The following is an 11,332-nucleotide window of genomic DNA, read 5'->3' as shown; positions in this document are numbered from 1 at the left end:
TCGTCTAATTTGGCATACGGTGATTTAAGCGAAGCGGTGATTGAAGCCCAGCAGATACTCACTCAACAACAGTTTCCTAGCTCAATCCAAGCCAGATTTGGCGGCCAAAATGAAGAAATGGAGCACTCATTTGACTCATTGAAAATAGCCCTCGTTTTAGCTATCTTCCTAGTTTATTTAGTGATGGCCAGCCAATTTGAATCATTGTTGCATCCCCTGCTTATTTTAATTGCCGTTCCGATGGCTGTAGCAGGCAGTATTATTGGTTTATTTATTACCGGTACCCATTTAAGCGTGGTGGTATTCATTGGTTTAATTATGCTGGCAGGTATTGTGGTCAATAATGCGATTGTGTTAGTTGACCGTATCAATCAATTGCGCCAAGAGGGTTTGGATAAACTGACTGCGATTAATGATGCTGCACAATCTCGTTTACGTCCTATCATGATGACAACCCTAACCACTACCTTAGGGTTATTACCAATGGCAATAGGCATTGGTGATGGCAGTGAAGTTCGTGCGCCAATGGCTATTACAGTCATTTTCGGCTTAAGCATGTCAACCTTGCTAACATTATTAGTTATCCCCGCTTTATATGCGCTATTTGACCGTAAACAATATACCCAAAGCGACGTTGAGCTTAATACAGCGGAGACGCCAGCATGAATATCACTCAACTAGCGATAAAGCGCCCCGTCACCACCTGTATGTTTTTCTTGGCCATCATGTTATTTGGCATGGCGGCCAGTAGAATGCTGCCACTAGAAATGTTTCCTGGGATTGATATTCCACAAATTGTGGTGCAAGTCCCGTATAAAGGCTCCAGCCCAGCAGAAGTTGAACGCGATATCACTAAAGTGCTGGAAGAGTCACTCGCCACCATGAGCGGTATAGAAGAGGTACGATCCGACTCAACTCAAGACGGTGCTTTTATTCAACTGAATATGAAATGGGGTCAAGACGTTGCCACCAAAAGCCTAGAAGCGCGTGAGAAAATTGACTCGGTAAGACATTTATTACCAAAAGATGTTGAGCGCGTCATGATCCAACAGTTCTCAACCGCCGATATGCCAGTATTAACCATTCGCATATCAAGCGAGCGCGAGCTCTCTAATGCGTTTGATTTATTAGATAAGCAACTGCGTAAGCCACTTGAACGCGTTGACGGCGTATCAAAAGTCACCCTTTATGGGGTTGAACAAAAGCAGATTGAGATCCGACTTGATGCCGACAAATTAGTCGCATCAAACCTCAATAGTCTCGATTTACGGTCACGTTTATTGGCCGAAAACTTTGTCATCAGTGCCGGTACCTTAAGAGAAAACTCAAGGGTGTATCAAGTGTCACCAAAAGGCGAGTTTACCAGTCTCGACGATATCAATAATCTGGTGATTGTGCCGGGTATTCGCCTGCAAGATATCGCGATGGTGAGCTATGCCCTGCCTGAGAAAATTGAAGGCCGACATTTAGATCAAAAATATGCGGTAGGTATTGATGTATTTAAGGAGTCTGGAGCCAATTTAGTCGAAGTGTCTGATCGTGTATTAAAAGGCATCGAACAGGTTAAGAAAGACCAGCAATTTAACGGCATCAAACTGTTTATCATGGAAGACCAAGCCTATGGCGTTAAATCGTCATTGAAAGATTTACTATTGTCTGGATTAATGGGCGCGGTACTGTCATTTGGGGTGCTGTATCTGTTTCTTCGTAACCTTAAAATGACGCTAGTAGTTATCTCATCAGTGCCAATTTCATTATGTATGACATTGGCTGGTATGTACTTTTTAGGCTACAGCTTAAATATTTTGTCGATGATGGGATTGTTATTAGCCGTCGGTATGTTGATTGATAATGCGGTAGTCGTCACCGAAAGCGTGCTACAAGAAAAACAAGCTGGACACATTGACGATACTTGTCAAATAAAAGCCAACCAACAAGCTGTGTTAAGCGGCGTTGACAAAGTCTCTTTAGCGGTTCTAGCAGGCACATTAACCACCGCCATAGTATTTCTACCGAATATTTTTGGGGTAAAAGTACAGATGACCATCTTTTTAGAGCATGTTGCAGTGGCCATTTGTATCTCGCTCGCGGCATCGCTACTCGTTGCTAAAACCTTGATCCCTCTGATGCTAAACCACTTTCATTTTGAAGTAGAAGCCACTAATGACAGCAATCGCTTAGGGCGTTTTTATCAGCGCAGCCTAACGTGGATTTTAACCCGACCAAAACGTTCAGGTGTAATTGCCGTGGCGATATTGGTCTCCACTGCATTGCCATTAAGCATGGTGCAACAAGATCAAGGTGATGGTGAAGGTAATGACCGTTTATACATTAATTACCAGTTAGAAGGTCGGCATAATCTAGCAGTGACCGAAGCCATGATTAATAGCATGGAAACGTATTTATATAACAATAAAGACAAATTTTATATTGATGCGGTATACAGTTACTACGCACCACAAGATGCACAATCGACCATTTTATTGCAAAAAGATATCCCGATAGACATGAGTGAATTGAAGAAAATGATCCGCGAAGGGTTTCCTAAGTTTTCTATCGCTACGCCGCAATTTGGTTGGGGTAATGAAAATAACGGTATTCGTGTGACCTTAACGGGACGTTCAACAACGGAGTTAATCCGCATCAGTGAACAGGTGATGCCATTGCTAGACAATATAGAAGGCCTAGTCGATGTTCGCTCAGAAGTGAATGGCGCTCAACAAGAAGTTGTGGTGGTGATAAACAGAGAAATGGCTGCCCGCCTGGATTTAACTTTAAGCGATATAGCATCGAACATTGCCATTGCCTTAAGAGGTTCGCAATTACGTTCGTTCCGTCATGATCCTAGCGGCGAACTGCGTATCGAACTGGCCTATGACAAAAGCTGGCAAAACTCGCTAGAAAAACTTAAGCAACTGCCGATTATTCGCCAAGGTGATCGAGTTTATACGCTAGACAGTTTAGCTGAAGCAACCGTGGTACCTCGATTTGATACTATTCGTCATTTTAATCGCCAAACGGCTTTATCCATTGGCGCAAACCTTGAAGAACTCACTACCGAAGAAGCACAAACCAAAATCACTCAGGTGATGGACTCGGTGAATTTCCCATACGGTTACGGCTACTCATTACGAGGAGGTTTTGAACGCCAGGATGAAGATCAGTCAATCATGGTGGTGAATATGATATTGGCAATTGCGATGATTTATATCGTCATGGCGGCGTTATTTGAGTCACTGCTATTACCAACAGCCATTATCACTTCAATTATGTTCTCAATTACAGGTGTATTCTGGGCATTGTGGCTAACAGGTACTCCAATGTCGGTAATGTCGATGATAGGCATACTCATTTTGATGGGTATTGTGGTCAATAACGGTATTGTTCTGGTAGACCAGATTAATCAGATGACACCTGATTTGGATAAGCTAAGTGATACCATTGTTAACGTGTGTATTACTCGTTTGCGTCCGGTATTAATGACGGTTGCAACCACAGTATTGGGATTAGTTCCGTTAGCAATGGGTGACACTCAAATAGGAGGTGGTGGGCCACCTTATTCGCCAATGGCCATTGCGATTATCGGTGGATTAACCTTTTCAACCGTCACCAGCCTATATTTAGTACCATTATGCTACCAAGCGTTATATCTCGTGCGACATAAAGCAGCTATTAGATTAGGGCTAGCCAATACATTTGCCCAAAAACTGCTGCCTTGGACTAAATAGTCCTGCACTTCAGCTTTGCTGGCGCTTCGTCAATGCTTACTAAGCTGAATACTTAATCAGCTATATTGGCGAAGTGTAGTTTTATCAAAATAGTCGAGAAAAACCTCTGTTTGACACGAAGCGCCGTCGGTAAGTAGTTCACTTGAATAGATTTTATTTGACGAAAAATTGTTGTACTAGAAATTGTTGCACGATAAGTGATCAACTTGTTACGCTAGGCAGTATCAATAATAAAAATAATTGCTATGACAGCAACGAGGGATAGACATGAAACTACTATTTAAACGTAACATCATCGGGCTAAGTGCATTAGCCATGCTTGCGTTAGCTCAAACATCAGCTATTGCTGATGATAAGTTCAGTGATGTGGTCATTAAATCCAACAAACTAGACAATAATACTTACATGTTTATCGGAGCCGGAGGCAATATTGCAGTTTCTGCCGGAGACGACGGTATATTGATTGTTGATGATCAATTTGCACCTTTGGCCGATAAAATTACCGCTGCACTCAATGACATTCAACCAGGCCTGCCAAAATACATCGTTAATACTCATTACCATGGCGACCATACTGGTGGAAACGCCCACTTTGGTAAAACAGGCTCTATCTTAGCTCATCACAATGTTTTCAAGCGTCTCAAAGCTGATAGCAATATTCCTGCGTCAGCATTACCCGCTATCACCTATGAGGAGAATGTCTCCATTCATTTTAATCAAGATACCTTAGAAGTGATTCACTTAGGTCCTGGACATACCGATGGTGATAGTGTCGTCATGTGGAAGCAAGGGAATATAATTCACATGGGCGATTTATACTTTAAAGACCGCTTCCCATACATTGACTTAGCTGCGGGAGGATCGATAACTGGCTACCGTGAAAATGTCAGTATCATCCTCGATCTTTTAGATAATAAGACTAAGGTTATACCGGGTCATGGCGCGTTAGCCGATAAAAATGAACTGCTAAAATTCAAACACATGCTTGATGACAGTATTAATTGGATGCGTGGTGAAATTGAAATGGGTAATGATTTAGCCACCATCAAAAAACAAGGTGTTCCTGAAAAATACGCTAATTGGGCTTGGGAATTTATCTCTGCAGATAAGTGGATAGAAACCTTATATCAAGACTTATCCGCAAAACCTTAAATGCATAGCCCTTAACGCATACCAATCAATATCACTGTCGGCATACATACAAAAGCTTGTTGTTCTAGGCAAGCTTTTTTATTGAATACCAGCGTATTTGAAGAGAAGTATATCCGCTATATCGGTGTTAAAGGCACTTGCCTGAAATGCCACAATACCCAATACACCGGCTTCAAATCTTTTCCGCCAGTATGTCTAAAAGGTCTCGCGAAATAATATAACCACTGCCAAGAAGCTAAAAACTGCTTGGCCTTTTGCCATATAGCTTCGCCGCCAGCCAAACGATAACAAGCTATTGCTTGGTTAATCACTCTATTATTAGGTCCAATGTAGCGATATAAACTATGGATAAACACCAATAAATCGCGAACTTGTTGTGAGGTAATTGACATATGCTGTTGATTCGCTTCAAAATCAATAAATCTAACCTCACCTTTTTGCCAGCTAATGTCACGTAAGGCTGGTCGACCATGGGCAAGCAGCATGCAGTGTAGTTTTGCTAAGGCTATGCTGACATCATTTAAAATCGGTTGCCATAAAGTTTGGCTAGCATGGTTTAGAATATTATTAATGGTATAGCCTACGTCTTCGACAACCATGTAACCATCGCCAAAGTCGACCACAGCAGGCACTGGTGCACCTAAATGACTTAACGTATTTAATACACCAATTTCTTTATGTAATGCAGCCGCCGAGTTTTGTTTTAATAAACGCATCGCCCCCGCAAGATGCTCAACTTGTTTCAACCAATAACGCTTACCCTGATATTCAAAAGATACCACGCGTTGGCCGCGATGCTCGCGATAAACGTTAGCTACATGTTGTTGAAAACCATCTTTCTCAGTCATAAAACAACCTAGTCATCGACTCACCATTACTGATGACTAAATTATCTTCCTCGCGTTTATAGAACTCAATAAAACCAATGGTTTTTCGCACTTTTCCAACAATATTAGCCTTATATAAAAACTTCATGCATACCTTGTACACAAACTAAAAACACAAAAGATACATTTCATTACCATTAATGTTAGTCAGCATGAATAGCTGATCAATTCATCATCAGCTAAAACACGCAATAAACACCATAAATGGCCACGATAAATAAATAGTTAGATGAACGGATCAACTAGGAAAATATTGATAGTCGAGAAGAAATAATGTTTTTATTCAATATGATGACTTTTTTTAGACAAAAAAAGCGCCCTTTTGGGCGCTTAATCATTCAATCATTTTTCACATTATCGAACCGTTATTCAGTCACTAACGCTGTAGCACGATTTTCTAACAATACAGGAATACCTTCGGTAATAGGGTACGCTAATTTATCAAACTTGCAGATCAGTTGTTGCGACTCTTTGTCGTAATCTAGCTTGCCTTTACATACTGGGCAGGCAACAATTTCGAGTAATTTTTTATCAAATGCCATGAGACAATCCTTTTTTAGTTTGAGCCACTTGCTGTAATTGGCTCAACAATGCGTGATCAAATTCTGAGTTAAGCTTCGCATTTACAGGTAAATACCACCAGTTTGATTGTGCAAAATCGCGACATTTAACCGCATCTTTTTCAGTCATTAATAATGAATGTTGTGCGGATAACTCACTTAATTGCTTTTGATCAAATGCTTGGTGGTCTGCAAACTCAACTGTTTGTACTACTTTATAGCCTAACTGGCTAATACTATTAAAAAAACGTTGCGGGTTACCAATACCCGCCATCGCAACGACATTATGTTGCATATTAAACTGATCGTGTCGGCTACTGTCAACCTGACAAAGCGGCGCTGGCTCGAGTGTCATCAACACCTCACCATTATGAGCTGGCCCGCCATTATTTATCACAAAATCAACAGAATTTAAACGCCACAAACCTTCACGTAAAGGACCTGCAGGTAGCAAACAATGATTACCATAACGTCGCTCACCATCAACTAAAGCAATTTCGATATCGCGGCCTAATGCATAATGCTGTAAGCCATCATCACTAATAATCACATCAACATCAAAGTCTGCTAATAATGTTTGTGCAACGCTAACTCTCTTGGCGCCGACAACCATAGGGACTTGAGTGCGAGCGACTATCATTGCAGGCTCATCCCCTACATCACAGGCTTTTGCATTAGGATTAACAGCAACAACACCATTGATATTAACCCCGTAACCTCGGCTTATTACACCTGGTTTGTAACCGTGTTGGCGTAACAGTTCAATTAAATAAATCACTGTTGGGGTTTTACCACTGCCTCCTGCGGTGATATTACCTACCACGATTACAGGAACTGGTAATACTTGTGCTTGTTTAAGTCCACAACTAAACAGTACCCGCCGAATATAAGATATTAACCAAAATAACCCAGCTAACGGCAGTAATAACCACTTAGCCTGATGACCTTGGTACCAAATGCGATGAATAAGCTGTTGCATCACAACCACCTGATCATTATTGGCTAAACTGCATCTGGTAAAGGTTAGCGTAAATACCTGCTTGGGCAATTAACTCATTGTGGTTACCGCGTTCAACAATTTTCCCTTGGTCAATAACCAAAATTTCATCCGCACTTTCTATGGTTGACAAGCGATGTGCTATCACAATAGAAGTACGATTATGACGAAGATTGTCGAGGCCTTTTTGAATCGCTTTTTCCGACTCTGTATCCAATGCTGATGTTGCTTCATCTAAAATTAACACTGGCGCATCACGTAACATGGCACGGGCAATTGCAATACGTTGGCGCTGGCCGCCCGAAAGCAACACACCATTTTCACCGACTTGGGTGTCAAGGCCTTCAGGTAAAGTATCAATAAATTCCATTGCATAGGCTAATTCAGCGGCACGTATTATCTGATCGCGAGTCACTTCACCTGGGTAGGCATAAGCAATATTATTGGCTATGGTGTCATTAAACAAAGTGACTTGTTGCGACACTAGAGCCACTTGATTACGCAGTGATTTTAGTTGGTAATCATAAATACTGGTGTCATCAAGGCGGATATCACCTGTCGATAAATCACCGTAAAAGCGGGTTATTAAACTGGCAATGGTCGATTTACCAGAGCCTGAACGCCCTACTAATGCAACCGTTTTACCTGGCTTAACTTCAAAATCAATTCCATTTAAGGCAGATTTCTCATGCCCTGGATAAGCAAATGTTACATTTTCAAAGGTCAACTTACCTTCAACTCTATCAGTAGTAAATGCACCATTATCGGGTTCTGGCGGAGTGTCTAATAGTTCAAATACCGTGGTACAAGCCGCAATACCACGCTGAAACTCTGCATTAACACGGGTTAAGTTTTTAATCGGTTGTAACATGGCTAACATTGCACCCAAAATTGCTGCAAACGTTCCGGCCGTTAAATCCGTTTTCATGCTATCCCAAGTGGCGGCATACAACACAAATGCCAACGCAAATGAACCAATGACCATAATAAGTGGCTGGCTAATTGACTGCGCAACGGCAAGCTTCATATTTTGGTAACGGTTACGATCATTTACTTGAAAAAAGCGTTCAACCTCAGTTTTTTGTCCGCCAAACACTAATACGTTTTTATGGCCTTTAATCATCTGCTCTGTGGTTGCGGTCACACCGCCCATTGCTGATTGAATTTGCTTAGAAACCTTACGAAAACGCTTACTGACAACACTTATAACCACGCCCATAATTGGGCCTATCACCAATATACATAACGACAATTTCCACGAATAGTAGAACATAATGCCTAACATACCGATGGCCGTCATGCTGTCTCTGACGATTGAAATTAATGCACTGCCTGATGCACGAGCAATTTGTTCGGTATCAAACGTGACGCGTGAAATCAAATTACCGCTATTTTCGCGGTCAATATAACTCACTGGTAAACGTAGGTAATGCTCAAACACTTGTTGACGCATATCCATAATGAGCTGAGCACTCATATAAGATACACAATAGGTCGACACAAAGTTAGCCACACCACGTAGGCTAAACATTAGAATAACCGCTATTGGGGCCATTAACATAATGTCTTTATTGGCGTTAAAGCCACCGTGCGTTGGTAAGTCCACACCGGCGACTATCGCTGGCGTTTGACTGAAGCCTTCATCAATAAACGGCTTAATAAATGCGATAAACGCTGCATCGACAGCGCCATAAGTAATAAGACCTAGAACAGCCATAACAAACATAGCTTTCATCGGTACGACATAGGCCATCAAACGTTTGAAAACGACCCACATTTCATTTTTAGGTGATGCTGACATTGAATCCAATACTTAACTAGCAAACATAAATAACATTCTACTCTGCTTTAAGTGACTCACCAAATCTAAACAAACTGTTATACCAAAATGGGGCAATTTGCTGGCGATAAGAGGTTACTTTGTAGTCTTTATCAGTAAAATTGATGCTAATTTGGCCGACATGGCCAGTTTGTATTATTTTACTGCCTTGCTGCTGATATCTCGCCACAATATCCGGTTTAGGAAAACCATATTGATTAGAGAAACCGGCAGTGAAAATGGCTAATTTGGGATTAACACTATCGATAAAAGCTGGGGTTGATGAAGTTCGACTACCGTGGTGTGGAACTAACAAAATATCGGCTTGAATATCTGCATTAACTGCGAGTAGCGCCTGTTCTCGTTGAGATTCAATGTCTCCAGTTAACAATACCGAAGACTGACCATCAAATAATTTAACTACGCAGGAACTGTTATTATCATTACTATTGGCGCTTAACAGATTTGGGATAAAATTCAGTTGTATGCCGCGCCAGGGTAATTCACCTTCACAAGTTTGCGCGGCACGTGGTGATTCTATCAAAGCCGAATCTGAAGGTAAAAAATCAGCAATTAATGTTGCCTGCGGAAATTGCTCAACTAACACATTTAATCCACCAGCATGATCATTATCATCATGACTGACGACAATATAATCAATATAACGAATACCTTTGCTCGCCAACAAAGGCAATATCGCACGCTGAGCATAACTGAACTCGCCATAAGCAGCGCCAGTGTCGTAAATAATCCCATGTTGCCCTTGCTGTAAAACCACAGCCATTCCTTGAGCCACATCAATGACATGAAGTTGCCATGATGTCGAACCTAATGACGACGATGGCGAAGACAATATTTCATGAGTCACTAATTTGCTCATAATTATTGGCAACATAAGCACAGCCACTACAACGCTATAAACCCATTTGCGCTGACGGGGTAAATAACCGCGTAACATCAACATTGTCAGTGCCAGAATAAAAAATACGCCCCCCGCTAACTCTTGTTCAGTTAACACAAGTTGTTTGAACGGTAAATGATCGCTCAACTGTAATAGCCACGCAAACGGCTCCAAACTTAAATTAGCCCACTGAAATATCATCGAGCTAACACTTTGCAATGAAGCAATATCAATGCCTAACAACAAAAAAATACACAGCACCATTAACCAAATGCAAAAACTCAGCAAGGTTAATGGGATCACTACCAAGCTAAACCAAGGAACAAACAGCATATTCAACCAAATACTATGAGGTGCAATGCCACCAAATAATATCCCTTGTAAAATGCCGAGCAACAGCGCTAAACGCCATTGAATAGACCACAACAAACGCAGTCCATGTAATACTTTATCCTTCAGATCTGTAGCCTTTTGGATACATTTATCCGTCAAAGTGCGCTCATGAACATCGATGCTATAAATAACATCAGCAGCGCCTAAGCTTGATGGTTGATCGACCGAGTCAGATTTCACCGACAATAAAATAATCACCAACGCACCAAAAGATAACCACAAACCAGCACCAAGAGATGCAAAGGGATCAATTAACAATACAAAAAATAACGCATATACTAGTCGATCCCAATGATGACTAAACTGTTTAATAAAACTGAATATCAACAATAAAAACATCATCAATAATGCGCGCTGAGTGGCAATCGCAAAACCAGATAAGTAGCCGTAACCTAAGGTAAACACGGCAGCAAATAACATCGCGAGTTGGATTTTACCTAAATGCTGCCAAGAAAAAGCATAACGACTTACCCCAATCAACATGCCATAGAATAAACCAAAAACCACCGCAAGATGTAAACCTGAAATCGCGACTAAATGCCCTGCCCCCGTCTGCCGCAGCTGCTGCCAACGTTGGGAGGTTAACGCACTTTTATCACCAAAAATCAAAGCTTGTAAAATATCGCCCTGAGAAAACGTTACTAATATTGGCGGTAATGTTTCCATGATCTGTTGGCGCATAGACCCGTTGTGACTAAGCAATTCAGCTTGCTTAACACGACCTTTAGCGACAATGTGTTGGCTAATAAAGTACTTTTGTTGGTTAAAACCACCTTGGTTTTGGATGCTTGAGATCCCTTTAACCTTTGCAGTAAATTGCCATATTTGGCCAACTACAATTTTATCTGGCTTTTGCCATGTTAATCGGTAATATCGCTGCACATTATTAAGCGCC

At 41.3% G+C, this 11,332-nt stretch carries 9 protein-coding genes; 3 read left to right on the top strand and 6 right to left on the bottom strand.

Translation table 11 applies throughout. The annotated features are described in order from the left end of the window. The 3 genes from H5202_RS12820 to H5202_RS12810 form a co-directional block, all read left to right on the top strand. Positions 1-666, top strand: a 666-nt coding sequence (locus H5202_RS12820; RefSeq protein WP_182772413.1) for an efflux RND transporter permease subunit, incomplete at its 5' end; no start/stop codon positions are given. Next, positions 663-3,728: an efflux RND transporter permease subunit gene (locus H5202_RS12815; protein WP_182772412.1), complete on the top strand. Its 3,066-nt coding sequence runs from the start codon at positions 663-665 to the stop codon at positions 3,726-3,728. The genes H5202_RS12820 and H5202_RS12815, both read left to right, overlap by 4 nt. Before the next feature lie 267 nt (positions 3,729-3,995). Further along, entirely contained in the window at positions 3,996-4,880 is an 885-nt protein-coding gene (locus tag H5202_RS12810; protein WP_182772411.1) for an MBL fold metallo-hydrolase, read from the top strand. Positions 4,881-4,996: 116 nt separating this feature from the next. On the opposite strand, the gene H5202_RS12805 is transcribed toward H5202_RS12810, so the two are convergent. The 6 genes from H5202_RS12805 to H5202_RS12785 all read right to left on the bottom strand — a co-directional run. Further along, a complete protein-coding gene (locus H5202_RS12805; protein ID WP_182772410.1) occupies positions 4,997-5,728 on the bottom strand; it encodes a serine/threonine protein phosphatase in 732 nt (243 codons plus the stop codon). Next, the gene (locus tag H5202_RS24280) at positions 5,721-5,855 is read right to left on the bottom strand and encodes a hypothetical protein (protein ID WP_259397310.1); all 135 of its coding nucleotides are present in this window, start codon (positions 5,853-5,855) and stop codon (positions 5,721-5,723) included. Before H5202_RS24280 ends, H5202_RS12805 begins: the two co-directional genes overlap by 8 nt. Before the next feature lie 277 nt (positions 5,856-6,132). After that, positions 6,133-6,309: a Trm112 family protein gene (locus tag H5202_RS12800; RefSeq protein ID WP_101086858.1), complete on the bottom strand. Its 177-nt coding sequence runs from the start codon at positions 6,307-6,309 to the stop codon at positions 6,133-6,135. After that, on the bottom strand, positions 6,299-7,306 hold the full coding sequence (gene lpxK, locus H5202_RS12795) for a tetraacyldisaccharide 4'-kinase (RefSeq protein ID WP_182772409.1): 1,008 nt from the start codon (positions 7,304-7,306) through the stop codon (positions 6,299-6,301). Before lpxK ends, H5202_RS12800 begins: the two co-directional genes overlap by 11 nt. 16 nt (positions 7,307-7,322) lie before the next feature. After that, positions 7,323-9,125, bottom strand: a complete 1,803-nt coding sequence (gene msbA / locus H5202_RS12790) for a lipid A export permease/ATP-binding protein MsbA (RefSeq protein WP_182772408.1) — start codon at positions 9,123-9,125, stop codon at positions 7,323-7,325. 37 nt (positions 9,126-9,162) lie between these two features. Then, positions 9,163-11,332 (bottom strand): DNA internalization-related competence protein ComEC/Rec2 (locus H5202_RS12785; RefSeq protein WP_182772407.1); only part of this gene is annotated, 2,170 nt, incomplete at its 5' end.

The sequence above is a fragment of the Shewanella sp. SG41-4 genome (assembly GCF_014164505.1).
In the GTDB taxonomy this organism is placed as follows: Bacteria; Pseudomonadota; Gammaproteobacteria; order Enterobacterales; family Shewanellaceae; genus Shewanella.
Note: the sequence above shows the minus strand (reverse complement) of the source record. Positions and strands in the feature narration are given on the sequence as shown.

What these genes read in the sequence shown, in the direction of transcription:
- H5202_RS12815 (WP_182772412.1), top strand. Translation starts at nt 663, where the DNA reads ATGAATATCACTCAACTAGCGATAAAGCGCCCCGTCACCACCTGTATG.
- H5202_RS12810 (WP_182772411.1), top strand. Translation starts at nt 3,996, where the DNA reads ATGAAACTACTATTTAAACGTAACATCATCGGGCTAAGTGCATTAGCC.
- H5202_RS12805 (WP_182772410.1), bottom strand. Translation starts at nt 5,728, where the DNA reads ATGACTGAGAAAGATGGTTTTCAACAACATGTAGCTAACGTTTATCGC.
- H5202_RS24280 (WP_259397310.1), bottom strand. Translation starts at nt 5,855, where the DNA reads ATGAAGTTTTTATATAAGGCTAATATTGTTGGAAAAGTGCGAAAAACC.
- H5202_RS12800 (WP_101086858.1), bottom strand. Translation starts at nt 6,309, where the DNA reads ATGGCATTTGATAAAAAATTACTCGAAATTGTTGCCTGCCCAGTATGT.
- lpxK (WP_182772409.1), bottom strand. Translation starts at nt 7,306, where the DNA reads ATGCAACAGCTTATTCATCGCATTTGGTACCAAGGTCATCAGGCTAAG.
- msbA (WP_182772408.1), bottom strand. Translation starts at nt 9,125, where the DNA reads ATGTCAGCATCACCTAAAAATGAAATGTGGGTCGTTTTCAAACGTTTG.